Origin of the sequence: Spiroplasma endosymbiont of Dromius quadrimaculatus, assembly GCF_964031155.1 — a bacterium.
In the GTDB taxonomy this organism is placed as follows: Bacteria; Bacillota_I; Bacilli_A; order Mycoplasmatales; family Nriv7; genus Nriv7.
On the sequence record NZ_OZ035010.1, the window covers coordinates 51,261 to 78,003 of the forward strand.

Below are 26,743 nucleotides of genomic sequence, written 5' to 3' on the forward strand. Positions count from 1 at the left end.
TACCAATTCCTTTCTTAATTGTTTTTAATTTCATCTAAAATAATTTTTGTATTTTTAATCTTTGTTTTAATTTTTTCTAAATCTTTCTGATCAAAATCACTATTTTTAATTTCACTTAGTAAATTTAAAGCACTATTTAAGTTGTTTATTTGTTTTTCTAATAACTTAATTGCTTGTTGTTTTTGTTCGTCTGTAAACTCATTTTCTTTTTGACATAGTAAAATTTGATATTCACAATTATTTAGTTCAGATATTTTGATAAATTTTTCTGCTTGTGTTTGTTTTAGTTCTGTTTGATAGTCTTCTTCGTTTTCATAATCATTTTTACTATTTTCAATTTCTTTAATTGCTTCGTCATATTCTTTTATTTCTGCTGTAATTTCTTGTTTTAATTTTTCATAGTAAAAAAAATCTTTGGTTATTGGTTTTTTTGGTTTTGATGGTGGCAAGTGTGGTTTGTTATTTGCAATATTGCCACAACCAATTAATGGCATTGTACTTCCACACGATAACGAAAATATTGACAACAAACTAAGTATTTTTTTCATATTTGTTGTATCCTAAATAAAAACCATTATTTCAATAAATTGGGATTATCAATATTTTCTAAATATTCTAGTAATTGTTTTAGTTCTGTTGCTGTTAATTTTCGTTGTGTTGTTTTGTTATCATAATGATTATTGTATTCATTTAGTAAATCATTATTAGCAGCATGATTTTTGTTTTGCAAAGTAAACTGCTTTTTGTTTTCTTGCTTTAATTTTTCAAAATATAAAATTAAATTTTTTCCCATAATATTACCACTTTTATTATTAACGCTACTATGGATTACATATTTTTTATTTTCATCAATTTTTAAACTAAAATAATTTTGATAACTTGATAAACCTAAGTAATTTTTATTTCAAACAACACAGTCTTTTTTCTTATTTATTAAAATGTGCGTTTTATTATTTATTTCTTGTGAAATTAAATTTTGGTTTAAATAAATTTTTTTTATCATATTTAACACCTCACTTTATTTTTTACATTTTTGGCATTTATAAAATTTATTAAGCGTTAATCATTCTGAATTTGAAATTGTGAACTCTTGTTCGCATCTAATACAATCAATAATTATTTTTCCATTAAATCTTGCTTTTGGTTTTGAATAATCTTTTTTTATGATAATTACCTCCCTTTATTTTTATCTCCATTATTTTTTATTTCTGATAAATAAAAAACCAACTAATTTTAATAAATAGTTGGTTTAATTTATTTTTTTATCTTATTTGATTTAAAATATTTTCAATATTGTTAACTTTGTCAATTAAAGCTTCCATAATTTGTTCTAAATTATTTAAATTGTTTTCTGTTGTTGTTTTAATTTCGTTAATTAAATCGCTAATCGTATTTTTGATATTATTTTCAACCATATATATTTTCCTTTCCTCATTTGTTTTTTTATTGATAGAAGGAGAGAGATTAATTAATCTTCTTATCTTTTTTCCTTTTTGTTTATTATTAGTTATTTGTTAGATAACTTTGTTGCTTGTTATCTTTTAGACATAGTTTCCCTTAGGAATTGGTTTAATTAATCACTTGCGACTACTCTTCTGCCCCATGTAGTACTAATTTAATTAGTTGATTAACCTTATCAGATATCCTCCCACTTCGTTTATTTTTTAGTGTTCCAGCTTGACCACTTTGTGAAATTTCTTACATTTATCTATACCTATTATTCTAATTTTTGATATTAATAATTTTTCATTTATTTTGTTCAAAAACTAATTTTTTAATAATTAAATGATTATTTTGGCATTGCAAAGTTAAAAGCCAAAGGTTAGCATTTATTTTTTGTTTATTAATAAATTCTAACCTTGCCAAACAATGCCGAGCATATTTTTTATAATATCAACCGTCTTTTTTATTTTTGGTTAATTTTGTAAAGTACTCATTGATATAACACTGACATTTGTTAATTAGTGTTGATTTATTTTTTACTTTACTTTTAAACTCTTTTTGACAGAGTTCTTTTAAAGACACTCGTAAAACCTCCTTATAAATAGTAAGATTTCTAAAATTTTTTTATTGTGGAACACTCACCCTTTAACCATTGCAGGTTAAAGATTTATCCCTAAACCACGATAACTCTTTTATATTGCCTAAAAGAATTGCCTACATTGTGTCGTAGCGGTACGGCCACCCCTATATTGTTTATCCTCGCTTGCTTGGTTTAACGACATTCCAAGTAGGAGAGTTTTATTTAGTTGGTCTTGCTATTATTTTTTTAAACTAAGCAAGGTTAACGACAATTTTAACCTAATTAAAAAAGATAGAATTTTATTTCTATCTTTTTCTTAGTTTTTGGAAATTTTATACCAACCGAATATTTTACGCGGTCTTGGTCGCTGTCATCGGTTAGCGATAGCACTTGGGCGTTTCTTGATCCATCAACATAGACAGTACCACCTTTGGCACCGTTTTTGTATAAGTGCATATATAGTTTTTCCACATTTTTAACGGTTTAGCCAACAGGAGCATTAACGGTTTTGGAAATTGATGAGTCAACTCAGCGTTGAATAATACATTGTACATCAGCATGAGCAACGGGAGTTAGTTCCATCGCGCTAATGAAAATATTAGGTAGCGGTTTATTAACATATTGGGGATGATATTTTAGTCATTCGTCAACGATTTTAGCATTAACTTTAATATTTTTACCAAGGCGACCACTTCGATAAAAGTTAAAAGCAAAGTATGGTTCTAAGCCAGTAGAAACACCAACCATTGTTCCGGTTGTTCCCGTAGGAGCGATAGTTAGTAAGTGGGAATTACGAATCCCATATTTTTTAATAGCATTACGAATTTCGGGGTTCATTTTTTTCATATAACCCGTATTAATAAAGGCGTTGTGGTCTTTTAAGAAGGGAAATGAACCCTTTTCTTTGGCAATATTTACTGATGTTAAATAAGCAGTTTCGGCTATTAATTGAAATATTTTGTTAACAATGCTATTTCCCTCAATCGAACCATAAACGACATCGGTTCATATTAATAAGTCGTGTAATCCCATAACACCTAAACCAATCCGGCGTTCACCCAAAGCTTGGATTTTGTTTAATTCTAAAAAGTAAGGGGTACTGTCAATAACATTATCTTGTAAACGAATAGCAATATTAACGGTTTCTTTTAACTTATCTCAAAGAATTTCTTTTGTATTGCGGTTAACAAAGTTAGCTAAGTTAATTGCCCCGAGATTGCATACTGAATAAGGAGCAAGTGGTTGTTCACCACAAGGGTTAGTAGCGACAACTTTCATACCATAGGCTTTAGCGTTAGTCATATCGTTGGCTTGGTCAATGAAAAATAGTCCAGGTTCGGCTGAATAGGTGGCACAAAAACTAATTAAGTCTCATAAGTCGCGAGCTTTCATTTGATAATAGTTTTTAAGTTTGAATCCCATTTGTTCTCATTGTTTAATATCACCAATTGTGTGCCAAAGAGTATCGTATTGTTCTTTTTCTGCTTGTGAATAGTTATCTAAGTCGGGGAATTGTAAAGTTCATTGGGCATCATTTTCTACTGCTTGCATAAAGGCGTGGCTAATGGTAACAGAAATGTTGGCGCCGGTTAAAAATTCAGGACGATTTACTTTTCATTCACCGCCATCTAAGAGTTTTTTGCGGGCAGTTTCAACAATAAGTAAGAGCTACGGTGTTTTCGTTTTCAATAATAGCTTCTAATAATTGTTTTTCAGCTGGTAATATTGGTTCAAATCGGAGTTTTTTAGTTGCTTCTTCGCGAATTGCTTGGTCTTGCGAATTTTCTTTTAATCATTTTAAAATTTTGGGGTTTTGCATTTTACAAACGATAAATTCAATAATATCAGGATGTCAGTCGGCTAACATAATCATTTGGGCTCCGCGCCGACTGCCACCTTGTTCAACTAAGTGGGTTAGCGAAGATAAGTCGTTTAATCATGATACAGAACCTGATGATTTGCCACCAACACTTTTAGCAACGGTTCCTTTGGGTCTTAAAGTTGAACCGTTGCTACCAACCCCACCACCGTGAGACATAATTTCCATTACTTCTTTACGATGTTCAGAAATACCATTTCTTGAGTCTTTAATCATTGGCATTACAAAGCAGTTAAAAAAAGTAACATCAGAGTTGCTTCCCGCACCGTAAAGAATTCTTCCTGCGGGAACAAAGTTAAGATTTTTTAATTGTTCATAAAACTTATTTTGTCATTGCTCTTTGTTGTTAGTTTCAACAGTTGCTAAGTTAGTAGCAACGCGAAAAGCAATTTGCTCATAAAATAATTCTAATGGTTTATCAAGTTCATGTTTTTGTTTAATAACAATATTGTTTATTGCTGAGTTTTGTAAAATATTCGGGTCAATACCATTAATATATTCGTTTTCAATTAATATTGCATAGTAATTATTTGCTAATTGTTCGTGGACATATCCAATTGCTCGCGTGGGAAATGTGGCATCATCACGAACAATTGTAACTACTAAATCACCAACTTTGAGACTTGCTAATGTTTTGTCTTTTTGGGAATAACGGTCAAGCATTACCATTCGTGACACCCCACTATGAACAATGTTAAATGAATTGTCAATAGTTTTAATATGAGGGAAATATTTTTCAATATCACCATTTAATGAATTAATTAGTTTTTGACTATACATAAATAATTAAATTCCTTTCTTTATTTTATGACTGTATTATTTAGTATAGCGAATTATTTTTATAGTGCGAGATATATTTTAAATTTTTTCTCAAGCAAAAAGTTATGCTTCTGTTAAAACAAATGTAGATTGGGAAATTAAAGTGATGATTAGGCATTAACAGAATAAAAATAAAAATAAATAATAGTATTATTATGTTGAGGATTGTTATATAATTACTGTTGAATTAATAAATTCCCATATTAATTTCTTGTTCTGTTAAAAGAACCAATAATATTTATTGTCCAGAGGAGGTTGAAGTGATGAATAAGTACGAAATTATGTATATTATTAATCCAGAATGTAAAGATATTAAAGCATTGCAAGAAAAGATGCATAATATTTTAAAACAAACGGGAAAAGTTGAAAGTGTTACTGATTGAGGGTTAAGAGATTTAGCTTATCCAATTAATCATAAAAATAAAGCTTATTATACAATATTAAAAGTTGCGGTTAATAAAGAAGCAATTAATGAGTTTATGCGTGTTGCTAAAATTGAACAAGATATCTATCGTCATTTAATTATTAATCTTGATACTGAACAAAATTATAGTGATAAAATAATTGCTGACTTAAAGTTAAATACTAATGAAAATGATGAGCGACCAAGTCGTTATAGCGGTGAAAGAAGACAAAGACCTTATGTACCGCGTGAAACTTATAAAAAACCTTAAAATAAGTAAATACCATAAAGGAATGAATATATTATGTTAAATAAAGTAATTTTAATTGGTAGAATTACTAATGATTTAAATTTACGGTCAGCAAAAAATAATAAATCATTTTTATATTTTACAATAGCCATTAATAATTTTAATAATCAAGCAGATTTTATTAATTGTGTTGCTTGAGAAAAGGTAGCAGACTCAATGTATAATAATCTTCGTAAAGGTTCATTAATAGCGGTTGAAGGTCGCATTCAATCAAGAAAACAAGAACAAAATGGTGTGCTAACAACAATTACTGATGTTAGAGCGATTAGTGTTAAGTTTTTAGATTCAAGAGGTAGTGGTGCTGGGATTGGAAATTCTCACGATGCTGCGACACCGTCATTTGTTAATGATTATAATTCTCCCGTTGAGAAAAAAATTGATGATCAGAGATTTAATCTTAATAATATGAATTTTGATTTTGTTAATAATAATGATGTTGTTGATAATAAGGAACAAGGGGAAAATAACGAAGGTGCAAATTTAACATTTGATGATAATTATAATGATAATGATGATGCTATTGCGTGAGGAGAGTAAATTATGGAAAATAAGCGTATAAATGTAAATCGGTTTAAAAAGCGAAAAAAACCATGTTTTTTTACAAAAAATAAAATTAATTACATTAACTATAAAGATGTTGAAAAATTAAAAGAATATATTTCTGCTAATGGACAGATTTTAACAAGAAGAGTTAGTGGTAATTGCTCTTTCCATCAAAGAATGGTGGCAATGGCAATTAAAAGAGCAAGAACCGTGGCTTTATTACCATATCTTGTAAAATAATTAAGGGTTGATTAGCATACTTAATATTTGTATTAAGTATGCTTTTTATATTACAATTAGTAAGTAATGTATTATATATAATGCAAAAAATTTGTGATGTGGAGTGTTAACAAGTGAAAGTAATTTTATTGAAAGATTTAAAAAATTATGGTAAGAAAAACGATATTATTACCGTTGCTGATGGATATGCAAAAAACTATTTATTACCACAAAAAATAGCAATTGTGGCTTCAAGTCAAGCTTTAGTGCAGTTAGGAAAACAACAACAAAAATTTGATAATGAAGTTAATGAAAAAAAGCTTGAAAATGAAGCATTAAAATTAGAAATTGAAAAGCTAATTTTAAATTTTGATTTGAAAATTAATAAAAATAAGGTATTTGGAACAATTACTAGTAAACAAATTATTGAAAAATTAAGTCAAGAGTATAATATTCAAGTAGATAAAAAACAGTTAGTTAATTATCAAAATATTAATACTATTGGTATTAATGATATTAATATTAAATTATTTAATGATATTTTTGCAATTTTGAAAATTCAAGTTGTGGGTAAAAAGTAATGACTATTACTAATAATTTTTTATTAGAAGATGCTGAGGTTAGTGTTTTAGCGGCAGTTATTAATTCTAAAAATGCTAGTGATGAGGTTGTTGCTCTGCTTAATGAGAATGATTTTATTAATTCCCGTCATAAATTAATTTTTAAAGCCATTATTTCGTTATATAATCATCAATTACCAATTGATTTACCAATTTTAACTGATATGCTAGTTAAACAACAAAGTCTTAATCAGGCTGGCGGGGTGGAATATTTGACTTTGATTACGCAAAGTTATATTAGTGATGCTAATTTAGATGATTATTTAAAAATTATTGTTGAACGGACAATGTTAAGAAATTTGCAAGTAGTAACCCAAGATATTACTAAGAAAATTAATACTGAAATTAGTGTGTGAGAACTTTTAGGAATTGCTGAACGACAGATTTTGGAAATTGCTAATAATCGTAAAAAAAATGAGTTTAAAAGTACTAAGGATGTTGTTGATGCGACATTATCTAAGATTGAAAAGTTGCAAAATAGTGATAATCAATTAACAGGTTCAGATAGTGGTTTTATGCAATTAAATAAGATTACTAATGGCTTTCAAAATGGTGATTTTATTATTTTGGCAGCGCGACCATCAATGGGGAAAACAGCTTTAGCATTAAATTTTGCTGTTAATTGTGCACGAGTTTATAAAGATAGTGCTGTGGTCATTTTTTCTTTAGAAATGCCAACTGAACAACTAATTTTAAGAATTTTAGGTTCAGAAACAAAAATTGGTTCAATGCAAATTAAAACGGGAAAAAATTTAACAAGTCGTAATTGACAAGATTTAACTAGTGTTGGTAGTAAATTAAAGCAAAGTAATATTTTTATTGATGATTCGCCGGGATTACGAGTGATTGAGTTAATTTCTAAATTAAGAAAATTAAGTCGTAATTATGACTTAAAATTGGTTGTTATTGATTATTTGCAATTATTAGCTGGTGATGGTGAGAATCGACAACAAGAAATTTCTAATATTTCTCGAAGTTTAAAGGCATTAGCAAGAGAGTTAGAAGTTCCAATTGTTTGTTTGTCACAATTATCGCGAAAAGTGGAATCAAGAGAAGATAAACGACCATTAATGTCTGATTTGCGTGAATCAGGTGCAATTGAACAGGATGCTGACTTAATTATGTTTCTTTATCGTGAAGATTATTATGAAAAGAAAGAAGATAGTTTGAATGAAGAATCACATAAAGCACAATTAATTATTTCTAAGCATCGTAATGGTCCCACTGGCATAGTAGAATTACTTTTTTTACAAAAGTATGGTAATTTTATTGATTATAATAAGACTGTGAATAAAAATGAAAAGAAAGAAGGAACACAATATGAGAAGAATGTTTTCAGTAATTAGTCATTTAATGACTAGTTTTGTAACGGTATTTACTATTGTTGCTTGTAGTATGAAGACCCATCCGATTACGATTAATATTACTAATGGTGCCAGTGAATCAACAATATTTGATAAGATTTTTCGTGCTGAGGCAGTTACGAAGACAATAAATAGTTTATTTTATACTTATAAAAAAACTGGTAAAACAGCGTGAGTAGAAACTAATAAAGAGAAAGTAAAACAATTAAATAGTGAATTAGCAACGCAATTTTATGCTGATTTTTATACAAGGTCAGGGGATACCTATTCATATCAGTTTGATATTAATAATTCGTTTGTTAATGATAAATTAAATTTTAATGGGGCAGAGATTAAAGTAATTGATGGTATTAAGGCAGAAGTAACCGATGATAAGACAGCACCTAAAGAAATTGCTTTTGATGTTTTCTTTCAAGGTATTGCTCAGAAGTATAAGTTTAGTGGTACTGTTAATTGAAAATATAATATTATGAAACTTAATCCGAAGGAAGAAACAACTGATAAGTTGATATTTTTTTGAGACTATCAGAGTGATTTAGCAGACATTAAAATTAATAATTTTGTAAAAGTAACTTAATTTAATATTTAATTATTATTTCCATAATTCTTTTTAAGAGAAGAGTTATGGAAATTTTCTTAGTTGGTGGTAGGTTTGCTTCTTTGTGATAAATATGTTATAATTAACTAGGAAAAGGTATAAACTAGCAATAAATGAGTTACTATTATTTTTAGGTAATTTTAGTTTATATTGAGTAAAAATGAGGTATTAAAGCGATGAATAAAATAATTAAATTAGTAATAACATTTATTTTAGGTATTGGTGCTGGAGCAGGAATTGGTATTGGAACATTAGTTGCTTGTTCGGGTTCTTGAATTACGGAACAAGAAATAAAAATTGAAGTTCAAGATCAAAAAATTAAGCAACTAATTGCTAATCTTGAAGCAGAAATTAAAATTAAAACAGAACAGTTAGAAGTAGCAATTAATGATTTAAAAGAAAAAGCAATTAATTTAGGATATAAAGAAGTTTTAAAGGATTGGACGCATAAAGTTTTGTTAGGTAGGAAAAGGTTTAAATAATTTTGAAAGAAAAGTAACTAAAAATTGATTACCTTTTTATTTGAAAAATAAGTAATAAAACAAAATATTTAATATTAACAAACATAATCTCAATAAAAGATTATAGAAACTAAGTAAAATGCTTATAAAAACAATATTAAAATAATTTTTTACAACAAAAAGCATACATAAGAAATGTATACTTAATTTGAATATTGAAATAATTTATAGTAAATGATTATTTTTTCTTTTTTTAAAAATACCTAAGAAAACTAAACGCGACCTAAAGGATTTAAAAACTTTACAAGAACTTGTTGATGACATTAATCATAAAGATAAAGCGATAATTTCTGATGAGGAAAATGAAATTGTTAATCTTAAAAAAGATATTGATGTCCAAAAAGATGTCCTTGATCATTTAAAAGAGAAACTTAACGATTTAATTACTATAAAAGGTGATGCTAATGTTTAAGCAATGATTAAATATGTTAGTTGTGACTTTTTTTTCGTTAGGAATTGGTACTAATTTAGTTGCTTGTTCTTCGCAAACAATGACAAAAGATTTCATTAAGGAAGAAATTATGAATAATCAGTTATTAAATGAAGAAGTCAGTGCGTTAAAAAGAAAAATTGCGATTTTAGTAAATGATTTTCAGGAGTTAGTTAAAAAAATAATGTGACTAAAGAAAGAATTAAGCAATTAGAACAAAAATTGCGAGAAAAAATTGTTCAACAAGAAAGCGAAATCGCGCAATTAATTGAATATGTTAACGAATTAACTAAGTTAGTAAATAGTTTTGGTAGTGGTGAATTAGCAGATATTGCTAAATTGCTTAAAGATAATGCAACTTTGGAAGATAAACTGCATCATATTAGAACGGAAATGGCAAGATTGTTAAATAAACAGGAATTAATTGCTAAAAATGATGCTTTAAAAGTAAAAATTGTTTCTACATATTTAGAACAATTTAATGACAATAATCGTTTTGATTTAAGGGGATTAAATACTTTACATAAAAGAGTTGATGCTCTTAATAAAGTAGAAGAAGCTTTAAAAGTGAAATTTCCCAAGATTTTTAAACATATTGAAAATCTTCGTGTTTGAGACGAAAATAAATTTTTAAAAGATTAAGGTTTTGATAAATTTCAAGATGGTCAGATCGGATTAAATATTAATTTTAAAATTGGTAATAAAGAGTCTGATTGAATACGCGTGTATTTTAAAAATATTGAAAAATCTGATGATGATTTGTTTAATGAGGTTAAAAAATATTTAGAACAATTTAATATGGAAAATCCTTTTGCTTTACAAGGTGTGGAATCAACTAGTAAATGAACTGATGTATTGAAAAGATTAAAAAATAACTTAACTGAAAAATTTGGTGTTGATGCTAAGAGAATTGAATTAACAATTGATAAACTTTATGATGTTGTAAGTAATGGTTTAAAAGATGGTAAAAATAATAATAATGTTAGTTTTAAAATTGGAACCAAAGGTTTACAAAATATCCGAATTTATTTTAAAGATATTAAGAAAACTAATATGGATTTAATTAACGAAGTTAAAGAATTTTTAAAGAAATTTAATGAAAAAAATCGATTTGATTTAAAAGGTATTAAATCAACTGATTCTTGAAGTAAAGTGCTTGTTAAAGTAAAAGAAACATTAGATAACGAATTTGGTAATGAAATTCGTGGAATTAATTTCACAATTGATGATTCATCGGCAGAAATTGATGATGGGTCATTAGAAGATGGTGAAAGTGCTGCGTGGATTAGATTTAATATTGGTATTGAAAAGGGAACAGTTGAAGTGTATTTTAAAAATATTGAATAAAATAATAAAAAATTATATTAATAAAACTTGATGAAGTTTTGTTAATATTTTTTTATTAGTTATTTTTAAAATTAATATTAAATTTTCTTAATTATATATTTAAATATTTGTTATAATTAATTTTTACACCATTCTTATATTTAAGAATGGTGTGCTTTTGCTTTTTTTAAATTTGTGATATAATATTCAAAGTATATTTATATTAATTTTTTACGGAAAGGACAGCGTTGTAATGTATATTTTAGTGGAACAACGAGGCTATGTAGTTTATAATCTATATGATCAAGAAGTAGCAATTTTTATGCTAATGCCCGAAGCTATTGCATTTATTAAAAGACAATATCATATGCCACAACAAATAACAATATCACATAAACAACATTATCCTGCTTTACCAATAATAAATAATTATTGTCCAAATCAAAATGCACCAATATTACAAAATCCGTATCATCAACCACCAATCGGCAGACAACATCCATATCCATATGGAACATCAATGGTAAATGGTAATATGTATCCAAATAATAGCAATTTTGTTGTTAATGACCCCCACCTACAGCCACAGCAGGGACCTAATCCTAATCTAGTTGTTAGAGAAAAATTTGAACCAACAATTAATATGACTAATAGTATGTTAAATGAGCAGTTATTTAATGAACAAGAATATCGATCACAATTGAATGGTCATAGTTTACAACAATCAGAACAAAAAGTTGATGAGCGAAAACTTAAACTTGATAAGTTTCGTCAACATTTGGATGATGTCGTTAAAAAAAAGCAATTACAGAGTAATGGAACCGAAAACAAGTTGGGGGTAAATAGTAAACCAAGTAGTTTTGTGTTTAATAATGCTAAGCAGTCAAAGATTAATTCATCAGGTACTATTGATTTAGAAAAAGCTGATGTTGAACAAAAATTGAAAAGTGGTTTTACTATTAGTAATATGGATGCTTTACAACAAGGTAATGAAGAAGAAAACTTTATACATAATAAAAAGATTAAAACTTGAGTATGGGTTGTGCTTATTATTTTGGCAGTGGTCATTGTTGGTTTTGGTATTTTAGGAGTTTTAGTCGGAATAAATGTTGGTGGTATTAGTGATAAAATTAAAGAATTATTTATTGGTTAATTAAAAATATGTTTCAAAATATTCATCCTAGTTGGAAAGATTTTCTTATTAGTCAAACTACTCAACCTTATTTTATTGAATTAGTTAGCAAAGTATCATTAGCATATAAAAATAATCAGTGTTATCCACAGCCACAAGATATTTTAAGGTTATTAAAAATTGTTAGTTTTAATGATATTAAAGTAGTTATTTTAGGACAAGACCCATATCATCAACCAAACCAAGCTAATGGTTTGGCTTTTAGTGTTAATCACGGTGTTAAATTGCCACCAAGTTTAAAAAATATTTTTGTAGAATTGGAAAATGATTTAGGAATTATTGTACAAAATGGTGATTTAACTAAATGAGTCCGAAGTGGTGTTTTTCTTTTAAATACTGTTTTAACGGTACAAAAAGATCAACCATTTTCACATGCTAATTTTAATTGGCAACAATTTACTGATAATCTCATAAAATATATTGACAATTATCATAATAATGTTATTTTTGTTTTATGAGGTAAAAAAGCACAAGCAAAGATTAATTTAATTAATGACCAAAAGCATCTTATTCTTATGGGAGCACATCCCTCACCGTTGGGAGCACATTATGGGTTTTTTAATCAAAAGTATTTTAGTAAGATTAATGAATACTTGATAAAGCATAATAAGAAGCCGATTGATTGGCAGTTATAGTTTTTCTTTAGAAAGGAAACTAGATTAATGATTTTCTTTAATAGTAATAAAAATGGTTTGTCGTTATTTGATATTAGAACAGCGTATATTGTTGCGGGAGCATTAGTTTTAGCAGCATTGTCTTATATTTTAATGACAGGGCTTTCAATGTTTATAAAAAAAGAACGATATCGTGGACTTCGTTTGACAACGAAAAATATTGCTTATATTGCGATGTTATCAACGGTATCGGTAGTAACAACTGTTGTTATTGCATTGTATATGCCAGCAGCGGTTTTACCGCCGATTAGAATAGCTATTGAAGGTTTGATGATTAAGATTACGGGTTATATTTTTGGTCCCGTAATTGGTATTTTGTGTGCTTTGATTACTGATATTTTAGTAATGATGTTTGTTCCGTCATATATTCATCCTGCGTATATTGTGACGGTTATTGGTTTTGGTTTTATTTCTGGTATTGCTGGTGATTTGCGGCGAATGTTTCATCAAAAGTCATGAATTTTAATTTTAATAACTAATATTTTTATTATTGGTTTTGGAACCGCTGCTTTAGTAATGACTTATTATGCTCCGCAATTTGCTGATTTTGCTGTTGATGAAGTTCCTTTTACAAAAAATGTTCCGATTAAGAAATGAATTATGATGCTAATTATTAGTATTGGGACAGTTTTAATTTTAGTTGTTGTTTGGGCAACTTGAATGTATTTTCGTTTTATAAAAAAGGATACAAAAGGTTTTAATGATTTAGTTCCGATTATTTTGTTAGCAGTTATAAATGAATATATTGTTACGGTGTTAATTGCATCTTGGGGGGATGTCAGTCTGTTAACTAATCGTACTGAGGATTATGGTTTAGCAATGATTCCGCGATTGGCGATGGCACCAATTAAAATATTTTTTAATACGGTAATTATTTATGTTACTTGAAAAACTATTAGACCATTAATTAATGAAGATCGTTAGCATTTATAAGGAGTGTTATTTAGATGAAAAGGCTAAATGTTTGGTTACAAATTACAAAGTATTATTTTCGTAAAAATTTTTATTCAATTTTAAAATATTTAAAATTGGATTTTAATAAAAATTTCAATACTCGTAGTATTGCCTTAGCAGCTGTAATGTTAGCATTAACAATAGTTATTGTTAAATTTTTAGGTTTTAGTTTAAAATTGGGTGTTGGTGGTAAAGGAACAATGGTAATTGGTTTTGGTTTTATCCCTAATGTGCTTTTTAGTTTTTTACATGGACCATTTTTTGGTTTTATTTTTGGTTTTATTTCCGATACAACATTGTTTATCTTAAAACCTAGCTTTTATAGTCCAATTATGGCAATTCAAGAACCAATTGTTGGGGTTCTTGCAGGAATTGCGGGAATTGTTTATAGTAAACTTCGTAATTGTCAATTTGATTTTAAGAAGTATTTATTATTTTTTACTGTGATGCAATTTATTTTAGTTGCTTTATTAATTTTAAGTTTTTATTTAATATTTTTCTCTGATTTTGTTTACTCTTTTTCATTGAAAAATAATAAAGTTTTTAGTGTTAAATGAGATTTACTTTATATGGTAATTTCTGGGATTTTTGTTTCTACTTTATTTATGGCTGTGGAATTAGTTTTAATTTTAATTTTGTGAATAACTTGAAATAATCAAAAACAAAATAGTGTTACTGAGAAATTTAATAATGCATTAATTTTTATTATTATTATTATTTTACAATTATTTTTAACATTAATTAATTCGTGAATTTTATCGCCATTACATTTTTTAGTATTTTATGATATTGATTATTTAGTTTCTTTATTACCACGATTAGTTAAAGAATTATTATTAATGCCGTTACGAATTGCAATATATTTTATAATTTTTAAAACAATTTTAAAAATTTATTATGATAAATATTTTTTGCAAAAAGAACTTAATTCTCATCAAGAAAATGTAGAGTAGGGATATAATGAAGAGTTTTTTTAAACGATTTTTTAGTAAAAGTAAAATATTGTTTTTTACTAGTGTTGCTAATGCTTTAGTTTTGTTAAAAGATTGAAAATTTGTTTATAAGTTAATGACATTTTTAATTTTATTTAGTTTCTTTTTAGCTGGTGTCATTTATGGGGTATTTATTGAATATTGATATATTAACCCGAAAAATTCACAGCTTGATATGCCACGGTTATATAATTTTAATGTTTTAGTTAGTTTTTGGTCGGTGCAAACTAATATATTAGCTTGTTTATATTTCTTTTATGCCTTACTTTATCATAATAAAACGGCAACTAATAAGTTTACTAATTTGACAACCCAAACTAGTATTACAATATATATTACAGTAACAATGGTTTTATTTTGGTTGTTAGTATTTTATGGTGTGGGAACAGGGATATCGTATGAATTTGCTTCCAATGCTGATCGGGTTATTGGCATTACAATGCATGCCATAACGCCGTTATTAACATTAATTTACTTATTATTATCGTTAGGGAAAACTCAGATTTTATATAAAAAATATTTTACTCGCCAAATATTTTGAATGCTAGGATATCCGATTGGTTATCTCATATTTATTAATTTAAGGGCTAAGTTATTATATGATGATGGTATTAGGATTTTTTTATTTCCTTATGAGTTTGTTGATTTTTATCATCCGATATTTCCTTTACCAGTAGTTTGAAATAATATTTTGTTAGTAGGATTGGGAATATCATTTTTAGTAGGGATAAATGTTATTTTGATTGTTATTAATAATGTAATTTATAAGAAGACAAAACATATTAGTAAAAAGTAAGTAGATTAAACAAATCATCAGATAATAATTTTAATGATTTAGGTTATTGTTTTAAAAATACGACGATATCAACCTTATTAGTCCCGCATTTAATTCTTGACATAGATAGGAAAATCTAGTAATATTATTGTTAATATAAAAAGAATGACATCATTGGTTATTCATTTTATAAAGTGTGCTTTCTAAACAAATAATTGGCACACTTTTTTATAAAAAGTTTGAGGTTATAAGAAAAAATATGAAAAGAAACCTACTTAAAATAATTTTATCTAAAATAACAATAATAAATTCAGTATTATTTTTAGTCGCTTGTAATTCAATGTCGCTTAATTTTGTTATTGCTCAAGCGGATGCCATTAAATCATTGAATTATTTAAAATATGATAAACATAGTTATAATTCGCAATATTTATTTGCTTTTATTGAAGGATTATTTCATAATGCTCCGGCTGATCAAAAATCAAGTAATGAAGTGTTAGAAATGACAAAAGTAAATGGCAATCAGGGTGTTGTTATTAAGGAAATGGATATTAATAATGAAAATTTAGATTTAGATAAGGTTTTAACAAATCCTAGTCAATTAAATCAGCAATTAAATGCTATTGCTAATGAAAGTACAAGAGTAATTTCTAGTACAACTGAATTTTGGTATGGCGTTGCGAAAGATATTTTTGTTGTTAATTATGGTGATAAAGTAAATAATAATGAATCACGAAAATTTAAAGAATTTATTATCAAACTAAGATATGCACCATTTGCTAATAACGATTTACCTTATCGCGAAAATGGTCAAGAGTTTTTTCAGGAGCGACCAGCATTGTGACATGATGGCAAAAATGTTTTGGCATCTGATTTTGTTAATAGTGTTCGTTATGTTTTGGATGCTAGTAATGGTTCTGCTAATGTTGATGATTTAACTGATACTAGTAAAGTGGGAATTAATAATGCTAAAGCATATTTAGACAAAAAAGTTAGTGAAGATAATTTGGGGATTAAAGCAATTGGTAATGACTTATTATATATTAATTTTGCAACTGGTTTTAATCCGACAGCAGTTGCAAAGTTAACGGCAGATTTTATTAAAAAGTTGTTTTCTCCGGCGTTACTTCCTTCAAGAAAAGATGTTATTGCAAAATATGGTAACCTTTGAGGTACTTCTAAAGATACGGTTTTAGGTAATGGTGCTTTTAAAATTTATCGTACTGATTTTGATAATGATACGGTTTTTCTGAAAAATGAAGATTATTGAGATCGTGAAAGAATTTCGGCTAATGCTTGAAAGTATAAAGTAGTCCAAGATACCGTAACATCATCAATTTTATTTGAATCGGGTGTTGTTGGAAAATCAGATATTCCCAAAGAATTATTACCACGATTTTTAAATAATCCCGTCTTACGCCGGTTTTTATTTCAAGGAATGTCCACAAGAGATTCAGAATATTTAGCTTTTAATAATACAAGTAATAAATTTGATAATGAAAAAGGACGGTATTTACGAAATGCGATTCAATATGGAATTGATCGCCATGAGTTTTTGCTTAGTCAAAATGATAATGGGGGTATTCCGGCTGATACTTTAACAACTTTATTAAGTCGTAATGATGGTAATGATATGGCTTTTAGAGAAACTTTAGTAACTGATAATGGACAACCAAAGTATGAAGTGGATGTTGTCGGTGATAATGCAAAACAAGATCGAGTACCGTTAGCGTATTATCGTTTTGATCAACGAGTGTTTTATGATAAAGTGCAAGCAAATATTGATCGTACTGATCGTTTACATAATAAAGCAATTGCCCAAAAATTTTATAATAAATATCGGTTAATGAGTAGTGGTAAAGAGACATTAACATTATTATATGATTTATCAGCATCAACAACTGCTAGTGATGCGATGTTGCTTTTAAAACAAAAAATTGAACGCAATTTTCCAGAAATTAACATTAAATTGGAAGGGCAGGCGCGGTCAATCTTTTTAAGCAAATTAGGCGTTGGTGAATATGATTTATTATACAGTAGTGTGAAAGGTAAAAAAATTAATGCTTTTGATTATTTAGAAATTCTTGCTAAGGTTTATTGAGATCAGGGTGATTTACGATATGTACAAAATCCAACCGGAACATGAAATTTTTATGAAAATTTTATTAAAAAATTTAATTCTGTAACAGAACTTAGAAATTCTAATTCATTTTTTAAAGACTTTGAAGTTACCCCATCTGAATTTTTGTGGTTAAATGCTTTATTTACACCGTATGATACTAATGGTAATAACTTTGCTGTTAATGGTTTAGTGAAAAATAGGGAAAATAGTATTGATAATTTTCAGCAATTAAATGCTATTTTACAAAATAAGTTTGGTGATGGCTTAGCGAGTTTATTTGATAAAGAAACTGGTTTTAAAATGCCCCAAGATAAAGATTATGCTATTAGTGGTTTAGCAACTTTTGCCCCTCATATTGCTTTTCGCATTTATGCGATTTTAGAAGCGATAATTAAATTAGAATCACCAGTTATTATGCTAAGTAATTCTAGTGCTGGATGGGCGGGAGAAAGAATTTTGGGTTATTCACAAGCAGCAGGGACAAATATGCCTGAGGTGCAATGAGGATATAATTGTCAAAATAAACCAAATAATTCAATCTTTCCTTTAAAAGGATGTGAGGCATTTAATAAAGATGATTTAAGTATCTAGAAATTAGTAAGGAGAAAATAAAATGTTATTAAGTTATAATTTGCAACAGTCTATAAAGAAATATGTGTTTTTGATTGTTGAATTTATTGTTATTGCTTGAATCGTGTTAACAATTGTTTTCTTTTTAATGAATGCGATTCGTGGTAATGAAGCAGCTGTTGATCCTAGTTTATCTAAAGATGCTCAAAAAATAATTCGTGACCAGTTAGGTTTAGATCTTAGTATTTGAGTAAGATATGGGAAATATTTTGCTAATTTAGTTACTAAAGGGCAATTAGGAATTTCAACATTTTTGTATCCCCAGCAATTAGTAGAACAATTTTTATTTCAAAAGTTATTGGTTTCCTTTCGCGTTGGTTTTCTTGGTTTAGTTATTGCTTTATGTATTGGTATTCCTTTAGGGATTTTTGTTGGTAGAAGACCAGGGACATTAATTGATAGTTTAGCAACAGTGTTTATTGCTGCCGGTTTTGCAATCCCTTCATTTGTTTTTGCGATTTTGCTATTATTATTTGCTTTTAAAGTTCATATTCCATATATTTTATTTATGACCCCTTAAATCCGATAACTTTAATATTACCTTCATTAGCAATTGCGCTTCCTAGTGTTGCTGGGTATGTGCGTTATTTACGAACATCAATTCAACAAGAGTTTAGTTCGCAGTATGTTCAATTTGCAAAAATTAAAGGTTGTAAAAATCGGCGAATAACTTGAAGACATGTTTTAAAACCAGCATTTTTTCCCATTGCCACTTTTTTACCGTTAGCAGTTTTAGCATCAATGATTGGTTCAATTATTATTGAAACAGTGTTTGCGATTCCGGGAAGTGGACAAATTCTAATTAGAGCGATTCAAGCTAAGGATTATGATGTTGTTATGGGTGTGGTTTTAGTTTTAAGTTTTATTACGGTTATTGGTTTCTTTATTCGTGATATCTTATATACGATATTAGATCCACGGACAAGAATTGGATAGGGGTTATTATTAATGAAAAAAACAAATTCTGAAGATTTTAAAAACTTTAAATTAGTTCGTCAAAATTTTCTGACAACAGAAAAATTGGCAACAAAACCGATTAATCGTTCGCGAGAGTTTTATTTAGCAATAATTGCTAATCGTTTTGCTTTAGCAGGAATAATTATTTTTGGTTTGTTAATTTTACTTTCTTTAATTTTTCCACTAATATGAACTGATGCTAATCTTTTAAAACCTGAACAACAACATTATGGGTTTTTTAAAAACGGATATATTTTTGGTACTGATGGACAAGGAAGAGATGTTTGAGCGATGTTATGGCATGCTACCAGATATTCTTTAGGTTTGGCATTTGTTGTTGTTATTGTTGATTTAATTGTTGGGGTTACTTTAGGTCTATTAATGGGTTATTATCGTAAAGTTGATAAAATTTTGCAGTTTATTATTAAAATTTTAACAAATATTCCCAGCATTTTAATTTTAATAATTGTGGCAACAGCGTTGCAACCAACTTTTTGAACGATGGCATTAGGGTTAACATTAACGGGATGAATTAATATGAGTTTGCAAGTAAGAGCACAAGTATTAAAAAATAAGCAGTTAGATTATTTTGTTGCTTCAAAAATTTTAGGAACGCCGTGATATCAACAATTAATTAATTTTATTCCGGTGGCCTTGCCAATTATTATTACTGGTTTAGTCGCAACAATTCCGATTGCAATTATTAGTGAAGCTTCATTAGGTTTTATTGGTTTATCAGTGCCGGATGCGATTACTTTAGGTAATATGATTAATAAAGCACGATTAACGGCATTAGTATATCCGCGACAAATTATTGTTCCTGTAATAACTTTAATGGTTATTACGATTGCAATTCAATTAATTGGTAATGGCATTCAAGATATTATAAGGAAGTCACAATAATGAGTAAAAAAGAGAAAATTATGGTTAAAATTGAAGATTTAAAGGTAACTTTTTACAATAAAGCTAAAAAAACTCATAATACAGTTATTCGCAATACGGGATTTGAACTTTATGAAAAAGAAGTTTTAGCAATTATTGGTGAATCTGGTAGTGGTAAGTCAGTTATTACTTCAACATTAATTGGATTATTATCAAATGCTGCTGTTATTGAAGAGGGCAGGGTAATTGTTGATGGGATTGATGTTACTAAATTTGATGAGTCAGATTGAGAAGAATCAGAATTACGAGGCAGAGTTATTTCACAAGTATTTCAAAATCCAATGACTGCTTTAAATCCGACAATGAAAATTGGTTTACAGTTAATTGAGGGGGCATTAATAAATTTTCGTTCCGCAAGTAAAAAAGATGCTAAACAAGATGCAATTAATTTAATGTTAAGAGTGGGTATTACTAATGCTAATCAAGTAATGAAGTTATATCCTCATCAATTATCGGGGGGAATGCGACAACGAGTGTGTATTGCCGCAGCTCTGTTATGTCAACCAAAGATTATTATTTTTGATGAACCAACAACAGCGTTAGATCCAACAATTCAAGCAGAAATTTTGGAATTAATTCGTGAAATTAAAGATGTTTTTAATGTTTCAATTATTTTTATTTCCCATGATTTAGGGGTTGTTGGTTCAATTGCTGACCGGATTGCTATAATGTATGCTGGAAAGATTATTGAGTATGGAAAAAGTAAAGAAGTATTATATAACAGTAAACATCCATATACTCGAGGTTTAATTCAGTCAATGCCAGATGTTAATTTAGGGCAAAAGTTATATTCAATTCCGGGAAGTGTTCCCTCTAATTTTAATAATATTATCGGTGATGCTTTTGTTACTAGAAATGAGTATGCTTTGGATATTGATTTTGTTGCTCATCCACCATTTTTTAAAATTAGTAATACGCATTTTGTCGCATCTTGATTGTATGATTCGCGGGCAATAAAAATTAATGTTCCCGATATAATTAAAAAACGCCATCACCAGTTTAAAAAACAACATTAGATAATAAACTAAAGGAGTAAAATAATGTCAAATTCTACGGATACAATTTTAAAAGTTGATAAGTTAGCTGTGATTTATAGTCAACAAGGTAAACCTTTTATTGCTGTTAATAAGGTAAGTTTTGACATTAATAAAGGTGAAATTTTTGGTTTAGTTGGTGAATCTGGTAGTGGGAAGACAACAATTGGACGAACTATATTAGGTTTAAATAAGCATGCTTTAGGACATATTAAAATAAAAGATAAACGATTACCACATAATCCTGCCGATATTAAAAAAACAACTAATGAGTGGTTATCGAAAAATGTGCAAATGATTTTTCAAGATCCAGCAACGAGTTTAAATCCTTCTAAGCGGGTGTTGGATATTGTTTTGGAAGGATTTAATAACTATAATTCATATTCTGCGGAAGCAAAATGGTTTAAAAAAGAACGCAAAATTGCTTTGATGTGATATCGGAAATTAACTTCTTGTGATGAGGAAATTATTAAGCAATATGATTTATTAGTTGCCCAATTAATAAATATTTATCAGCAGTGGTATCGTACTAAAGAGAATATGATTAAAAGTATTAGTTATGAATCACAAGATATTGTTTCATCTTATCGTTATTCTTTAAAAGGTGCTAAAACTAAGCATCGCTTATTAATTGCTACTAGAAATGATGTGTTAAAGAAAGAACAGTTATCTTATAAAAATGATTTACAAAATTTATCAGGAATAAAAAAATGAAATCGGAAATGAGATAAGATTTTTAATAAGAAAATTACTCCTTTAAAAGATAAAAAGGAACTTATTGAAAAAGAAATTTATCAAGTTGAAACAATTTATAAAGAAAAATTAAATGAAGCTTTAATTCATTTGAATGATATTCAAGAGCGCTTAACTTATGAAAATGATAATAATTTAATGCGAATTACTAATTTAATTAATTTTCATCAAGAAACTATTAATAGTAATTTACAACAATTACAAGTAAGAAAACAAGAGATTGATAGTCTTTATACTAAAGATATTCGGATTGCGGAAAAGAAAAATAATCTTAAAGAAGTTAAGAAATTAAGAAATATTTGAAAAAGTGATTGAAAAGTTACTAAATTAGAAATTGATTTACAAAATCGCGAAGAAAAAAATAAAATTAATCTTTTACAAAAAGAAGGAACACGATATAAGTATCAGTTATTGTATGATACAAGAAATGATGTTTATGAGGCAAAACAAGAATTAAAACAAATTAGAAAACAAGAGCGCATTAAATTAATAAAAATTTCGCAAGATTTACAATCATTAATGAGTAAATTAAATAAGCAAAAACAAACTGATCGCAAAAATTTTGTTAGCGAAGCAGAACAAGAAATTATTTTTAAAAACTATTATAATCGGGTTAAAGATATTAATGTTAATTTTAATGCTAAAATTGAATTTGATAAAAAGCAAATTGATGTTTTAAAAACCCAAGCTTGACAGCGAAAACTAGCTCGGAAAAGGGCTTTAAAAAATATGCGTAATGATTTCAAACTTTTAAAAATAAAATTTGGTGCTGATATTAATACCGTGACAACTAAATTACAGCATCTTTTGAAATTACCAACTAAAACAATTAATAAAGAAAAAACTCAGCAAATTATTAAGAAATATAAAAGTAAGTTAAGAGTTTTAAAAAAAGGATATGTTTTTAAAAATCAAGATATTAAAAAAATATTATTACAGGAGCGAAATAAAATTAATTCTCGTGATAATAATTATGAAAAAATTAATGAAAAATATCATAATGAAAAATATCAGGAGATAGTTGCTAATAAAAAAACATTTGTTAGTCAATTAAAGGAATTAGTTACAACTTATGAAGCCAAGTTATATGGTGTTAACTTGTATAAAAGTAAAAAACTTTTTTTAGATTTTCAGTTAGCGAATGAATATAGTCGTGGTGCTGTTAAAGCTAAAACTCATCAATTAGCTTATGACACCTTACAATCAGTTGGTTTACTGCCAGAACATGGTAGTAGATTTTCTGGTGAGTTTTCTGGAGGTCAAAAACAAAGAATTGGTATTGCGCGAACATTAGTAATGAAACCAGCATTATTAGTTGCTGATGAACCGATATCAGCTTTGGATGTTTCCATTCAATCACAAGTAATTAATATTTTAAAAGATTTACGAGAAAAATATCAACTTTCAATTTTATTAATTGCCCATGATTTAAGAATGGTGCATTATATTTGTGATCGGATTGCTGTTATTAAAAATGGTAAAATTTTAGAAATTGGTCTTGCTGATGAAATATTTTATCATCCCGTACATCCATATACTAAGTCATTAATTTCAGCAATTCCTTCAATCAATAGGGTAGGTGAAGTGATTAGTACAACTAGTTATAATCCGTTAATGCATAACTATAATGAGAAAATAATACCAATGTGACATAATATTACTAATACTCATCAAGTACTAGCAACAGTTAAAGAATTTAAGAAATGAAGTAAGTAAGAGAAAAGGATAAATACTATGAAGTGAAATGTTACAATTTGAAAATATAGGTTTCTTGAATGATGAAATGGTGCTTATCGCAATCGTGTTATTTTAGCATTATTGTCGCTAATATTTTTCTTTTCGCTAATTATTCCCTTTATTATTACTTTAAGTCGCAGTACAACTATTAACTATGAGGGTCAAACAACACTTAACTTACAAACACGATTTAATGCTGAAACTATTAAATGTGAAGAAAATATTACCGAAAAAGGGACGGTTAGTTGCCGTCGTGGTCCTGTTGTTATTGCGGCGACTGATAGTTTTGTTCGTAAATTATTAGAATATGATGCTAATAAGTTTACTAATGATGCTAGGTCCTCATTAAATGTTCCCATTAAAGTTAGTGATTTAAAACAAAATACGCATTTAGCTAATGTTTATCGAAGTCGCTGAGGACTATTACCAGATTTGGTAAATTGATTCTATAATAATGTTCCCTGAGGAATAGAAATTTTAACTTTTGAAAAAATTTCAATTGTTGGTGATAGCCCGCCCCCTTGGGTACCAGATTATAGTTTACGAGGTATGTCAATGGGTCGTTTATGAGGTAAAAACTTAATGAGTGTTAAAGTTTTATTACAAACTATTTTAAGTGGTGTAGAAAATGAAATTGCTGACTTTTTTGCGGGAAAAGGCAATAATCCTTTAAGAAATAAACTTGATTCATTAAAACATTATTTGTTTACTACTTATACTACTTACAAAATGGCTTGATATGCTAATGATGAATCTACTAGTTATCATTATGGTGGTTGAGTTGAAAGTCGGAGATTTCGCGAAAGAATTAATAAAACTGTTACTTGAAATTATTTAACTAATCGTTTTGGTAACATTAATAAAAAAGAAATTACGATTCCTAAGGTTTACAATCGTGAAGTTGCTTATAATTATTTGGATGAAATATACAAAGAACAATTAGCATTGGTAGGAGAAACAACGCTTGATAAAAATGAAGATAAAACAAAATTATCGTATTTAGATTTATTTGTGTTAGCAAATGATATTAAAAAATTAAGTACTACCAGTTCATTTGCGATTAAAAATGAAAATAATAATTGAATTTTTGATGGCATTGATACTTATAGTAATGTTGAGAAGGAGTTAACGCTATTTCAATTAAAAAATTCTGATTTGTTTACGCAATTTAAAACGATTGAAATTTTTTTACCACAAAGTAATCAGAAAAAAGCAATTGGACAATTAACAAGGAATGATGTTAATGAGGCAATGCGTGTTGCTAATGGGAGAATTAATCGTTTAATTGATTCAACAATTAGTTTTAATGGTTATTTAACAAGTTGAATTCAACAATACTTTTTAAAGTTTATTATTCCAATTTTGTGAACGAATGATGAAAATTTTAAAGTTGCGGATTTTGATTTTTTAAAAATTAATTATGATGAGTTAATTGCAACTTATAATGAAGAAAAAGTCAAAAAACCACTGTGGGCGTCGTTAGCAATTAAATATTCTGAATTTGAGGATGATAATTTTGAAACATCAAAAAAAGTTACTATTGGTTTACAAGGCAAACTTTCTCATTTGGATTATTTTAATCAAATGCGAATGTTTCTAACTCGTGATTGATTACCGTTAACACTTAATAACAGTTTATTTACGCAATCTTTTCACGGAAAACAACAAACTAGTTTTAATAACCATAATCTAATTTTTAAAGAATTGGTGCTTTTAAATGCGATGGGTGCTAATCCTTATGTCTTAGATGAAGATAAACAAATAAGTAATCATATTAAAGTTGATACTGGTTTAGTAAATGCTTTGCAAAAAGTTTTAAGAATGGATGAAGATGTTGTCATGGGACATTTGTCATCATATAGTGAACGAAGTATTATTTGAGGATATATGGATGCTAATGCTGATTATGATTATTTAAAACTAACTAATCGTGATGGTACTTCACGATTAGTTAAGATTACAACTCAAGATGATTTAGATAAAAATTATAATTGCATTGTCACTGATGAATCGTGTAATGAACAAGATCGGCATTCACTAATGAGTAATGAATATATTAATAATGAACAAATTAATGAGCAGAATATTGATGATGGGCCATCACGAACATTGTTAAGTAAAATTACGAGTAGTGATAATAAAAATATTGCTTTAAAAAAGTTCCGTAAATTATGAATGACTGATTATGCATTAATCGCTGATTATGCTAATGCTGTTGTTGGGGTTGGTGATTATGCGGTAGCGTTTTTTAATAGTCATTCGCAAAAAGAAAAACCTCTTGTTGTTAGTGAACAAAGAAAACACGATGCTGAAATTAAAAATAATGAATGACATATTTTAAATAGTAATGGTGATATTATTGCTTATGCGGGATGATGATTTTATTCTCGTAATAATGATAATAAACTATACTTTAAGGTTTTAGAACAGTCGTGAATTAATAAATAAGTTAGCACCAAAAAGTGAGGTTATTCAACCTCACTTTTTAAATGGTACTAAAGATAATACTAATACTAATTGCAAATGCTAAATTTAGTATCGTAATAAAGAAAGTTAGATTTAATAGTTTTTTTACTTGTTGTAAATATTTTTCGTATTTGTCTTCATTATGGTGATAACCAAGATAATCTTTAGCAATTTCTTGGTCAGTTAATACTAAATTAACCGTTTGTGTTTTGTGATGTAAACGAGATTTGTTTACTTTAAATATTAAATAGAAAATTATTTTTATTGTTAAAAGGCTAATAGCAATTAAAAAATATATGTTACTTATTTTTTGAAAATTAGTTTTTTGTCAATATAGTCATAAAAATCCCATAATTTGTGCTGTCAAACCGATAAAAGCTATCGTTATTATACTTCAAACATGTTTTTTCATATGGTAATCTTACCATAATATTTTAAGTATGTTATAATATTTTTTAGA

The 26,743-nt window shown here is 27.7% G+C and carries 28 protein-coding genes and 1 pseudogene; 23 read left to right on the forward strand and 6 right to left on the reverse strand.

The window, feature by feature from the left end:
• Positions 1 to 14: 14 nt before the first annotated feature.
• The 5 genes and pseudogenes from AAHM88_RS00185 to AAHM88_RS07440 form a co-directional block, all read right to left on the reverse strand.
• Complete coding sequence (locus AAHM88_RS00185; RefSeq protein ID WP_342262827.1) at positions 15 to 548, reverse strand: hypothetical protein; 534 nt, start codon at positions 546 to 548, stop codon at positions 15 to 17.
• Positions 549 to 574: 26 nt separating this feature from the next.
• On the reverse strand, positions 575 to 1,003 hold the full coding sequence (locus tag AAHM88_RS00190; protein ID WP_342262828.1) for a hypothetical protein: 429 nt from the start codon (positions 1,001 to 1,003) through the stop codon (positions 575 to 577).
• A 259-nt stretch (positions 1,004 to 1,262) separates the two neighbouring features.
• Positions 1,263 to 1,415, reverse strand: coding sequence for a hypothetical protein (locus AAHM88_RS00195; RefSeq protein WP_342262484.1), 153 nt, complete (start codon positions 1,413 to 1,415; stop codon positions 1,263 to 1,265).
• Positions 1,416 to 1,722: 307 nt separating this feature from the next.
• Entirely contained in the window at positions 1,723 to 2,025 is a 303-nt protein-coding gene (locus AAHM88_RS00200) for a replication/maintenance protein RepL (protein WP_342262483.1), read from the reverse strand.
• 361 nt (positions 2,026 to 2,386) lie between these two features.
• A pseudogene (locus tag AAHM88_RS07440) lies at positions 2,387 to 4,682 on the reverse strand (vitamin B12-dependent ribonucleotide reductase); the annotation flags it as partial.
• A gap of 302 nt (positions 4,683 to 4,984) precedes the next feature.
• Here AAHM88_RS07440 and rpsF point away from each other — a divergent pair.
• The 23 genes from rpsF (at position 4,985) to AAHM88_RS00325 (ending at position 26,265) form a co-directional block, all read left to right on the forward strand.
• Positions 4,985 to 5,395 (forward strand): 30S ribosomal protein S6, encoded by a 411-nt coding sequence (gene rpsF / locus AAHM88_RS00215; protein ID WP_342263318.1) that lies wholly within the window; start codon positions 4,985 to 4,987, stop codon positions 5,393 to 5,395.
• Positions 5,396 to 5,428: 33 nt separating this feature from the next.
• Positions 5,429 to 5,971, forward strand: a complete 543-nt coding sequence (locus AAHM88_RS00220; protein ID WP_342262831.1) for a single-stranded DNA-binding protein — start codon at positions 5,429 to 5,431, stop codon at positions 5,969 to 5,971.
• A 3-nt stretch (positions 5,972 to 5,974) separates the two neighbouring features.
• Positions 5,975 to 6,217, forward strand: coding sequence for a 30S ribosomal protein S18 (gene rpsR / locus AAHM88_RS00225; RefSeq protein ID WP_338981979.1), 243 nt, complete (start codon positions 5,975 to 5,977; stop codon positions 6,215 to 6,217).
• 113 nt (positions 6,218 to 6,330) lie between these two features.
• Positions 6,331 to 6,777, forward strand: a complete 447-nt coding sequence (gene rplI, locus AAHM88_RS00230) for a 50S ribosomal protein L9 (protein ID WP_338981980.1) — start codon at positions 6,331 to 6,333, stop codon at positions 6,775 to 6,777.
• Entirely contained in the window at positions 6,777 to 8,162 is a 1,386-nt protein-coding gene (gene dnaB, locus AAHM88_RS00235; RefSeq protein WP_342189801.1) for a replicative DNA helicase, read from the forward strand. Before rplI ends, dnaB begins: the two co-directional genes overlap by 1 nt.
• Complete coding sequence (locus tag AAHM88_RS00240; protein WP_342262832.1) at positions 8,146 to 8,757, forward strand: hypothetical protein; 612 nt, start codon at positions 8,146 to 8,148, stop codon at positions 8,755 to 8,757. The genes dnaB and AAHM88_RS00240 overlap by 17 nt, the downstream gene beginning before the upstream one ends.
• Before the next feature lie 197 nt (positions 8,758 to 8,954).
• Positions 8,955 to 9,260, forward strand: a complete 306-nt coding sequence (locus AAHM88_RS00245; protein WP_342262833.1) for a hypothetical protein — start codon at positions 8,955 to 8,957, stop codon at positions 9,258 to 9,260.
• A 187-nt stretch (positions 9,261 to 9,447) separates the two neighbouring features.
• Positions 9,448 to 9,711, forward strand: coding sequence for a hypothetical protein (locus tag AAHM88_RS00250; RefSeq protein ID WP_342262834.1), 264 nt, complete (start codon positions 9,448 to 9,450; stop codon positions 9,709 to 9,711).
• Entirely contained in the window at positions 9,704 to 9,943 is a 240-nt protein-coding gene (locus AAHM88_RS00255; RefSeq protein ID WP_342262835.1) for a hypothetical protein, read from the forward strand. Before AAHM88_RS00250 ends, AAHM88_RS00255 begins: the two co-directional genes overlap by 8 nt.
• Positions 9,916 to 10,371 carry a hypothetical protein gene (locus tag AAHM88_RS00260; protein WP_342262836.1) on the forward strand — a complete coding sequence of 152 codons (456 nt, stop codon included), beginning with the start codon at positions 9,916 to 9,918 and terminating at the stop codon, positions 10,369 to 10,371. Before AAHM88_RS00255 ends, AAHM88_RS00260 begins: the two co-directional genes overlap by 28 nt.
• A gap of 81 nt (positions 10,372 to 10,452) precedes the next feature.
• Positions 10,453 to 11,076, forward strand: coding sequence for a hypothetical protein (locus tag AAHM88_RS00265; RefSeq protein WP_342262837.1), 624 nt, complete (start codon positions 10,453 to 10,455; stop codon positions 11,074 to 11,076).
• 232 nt (positions 11,077 to 11,308) lie between these two features.
• Positions 11,309 to 12,208, forward strand: coding sequence for a hypothetical protein (locus AAHM88_RS00270; RefSeq protein WP_342262838.1), 900 nt, complete (start codon positions 11,309 to 11,311; stop codon positions 12,206 to 12,208).
• 8 nt (positions 12,209 to 12,216) lie between these two features.
• Positions 12,217 to 12,882 carry a uracil-DNA glycosylase gene (locus AAHM88_RS00275; protein ID WP_342262839.1) on the forward strand — a complete coding sequence of 222 codons (666 nt, stop codon included), beginning with the start codon at positions 12,217 to 12,219 and terminating at the stop codon, positions 12,880 to 12,882.
• Positions 12,883 to 12,909: 27 nt separating this feature from the next.
• Positions 12,910 to 13,845: a hypothetical protein gene (locus AAHM88_RS00280; RefSeq protein ID WP_342262840.1), complete on the forward strand. Its 936-nt coding sequence runs from the start codon at positions 12,910 to 12,912 to the stop codon at positions 13,843 to 13,845.
• A 23-nt stretch (positions 13,846 to 13,868) separates the two neighbouring features.
• Positions 13,869 to 14,828, forward strand: coding sequence for a hypothetical protein (locus AAHM88_RS00285; protein WP_342262841.1), 960 nt, complete (start codon positions 13,869 to 13,871; stop codon positions 14,826 to 14,828).
• Positions 14,829 to 14,835: 7 nt separating this feature from the next.
• Complete coding sequence (locus AAHM88_RS00290; RefSeq protein WP_342262842.1) at positions 14,836 to 15,663, forward strand: Pr6Pr family membrane protein; 828 nt, start codon at positions 14,836 to 14,838, stop codon at positions 15,661 to 15,663.
• A 238-nt stretch (positions 15,664 to 15,901) separates the two neighbouring features.
• Positions 15,902 to 18,355 carry an ABC transporter substrate-binding protein gene (locus AAHM88_RS00295; RefSeq protein WP_342262843.1) on the forward strand — a complete coding sequence of 818 codons (2,454 nt, stop codon included), beginning with the start codon at positions 15,902 to 15,904 and terminating at the stop codon, positions 18,353 to 18,355.
• A gap of 22 nt (positions 18,356 to 18,377) precedes the next feature.
• On the forward strand, positions 18,378 to 18,914 hold the full coding sequence (locus AAHM88_RS00300; RefSeq protein ID WP_342262844.1) for a hypothetical protein: 537 nt from the start codon (positions 18,378 to 18,380) through the stop codon (positions 18,912 to 18,914).
• A gap of 59 nt (positions 18,915 to 18,973) precedes the next feature.
• A complete protein-coding gene (locus AAHM88_RS00305) occupies positions 18,974 to 19,330 on the forward strand; it encodes an ABC transporter permease (RefSeq protein WP_342262845.1) in 357 nt (118 codons plus the stop codon).
• A gap of 12 nt (positions 19,331 to 19,342) precedes the next feature.
• On the forward strand, positions 19,343 to 20,254 hold the full coding sequence (locus tag AAHM88_RS00310) for an ABC transporter permease (protein WP_342262846.1): 912 nt from the start codon (positions 19,343 to 19,345) through the stop codon (positions 20,252 to 20,254).
• On the forward strand, positions 20,254 to 21,309 hold the full coding sequence (locus tag AAHM88_RS00315) for an ABC transporter ATP-binding protein (RefSeq protein WP_342262847.1): 1,056 nt from the start codon (positions 20,254 to 20,256) through the stop codon (positions 21,307 to 21,309). The genes AAHM88_RS00310 and AAHM88_RS00315 overlap by 1 nt, the downstream gene beginning before the upstream one ends.
• Positions 21,310 to 21,333: 24 nt before the next feature.
• Entirely contained in the window at positions 21,334 to 23,796 is a 2,463-nt protein-coding gene (locus AAHM88_RS00320) for an ATP-binding cassette domain-containing protein (RefSeq protein WP_342262848.1), read from the forward strand.
• Between the two features lie 18 nt (positions 23,797 to 23,814).
• On the forward strand, positions 23,815 to 26,265 hold the full coding sequence (locus tag AAHM88_RS00325) for a hypothetical protein (RefSeq protein WP_342262849.1): 2,451 nt from the start codon (positions 23,815 to 23,817) through the stop codon (positions 26,263 to 26,265).
• 37 nt (positions 26,266 to 26,302) lie between these two features.
• Here AAHM88_RS00325 and AAHM88_RS00330 read toward each other — a convergent pair whose 3' ends face one another.
• Positions 26,303 to 26,695, reverse strand: coding sequence for a hypothetical protein (locus AAHM88_RS00330; RefSeq protein WP_342262850.1), 393 nt, complete (start codon positions 26,693 to 26,695; stop codon positions 26,303 to 26,305).
• Positions 26,696 to 26,743 lie beyond the last annotated feature (48 nt).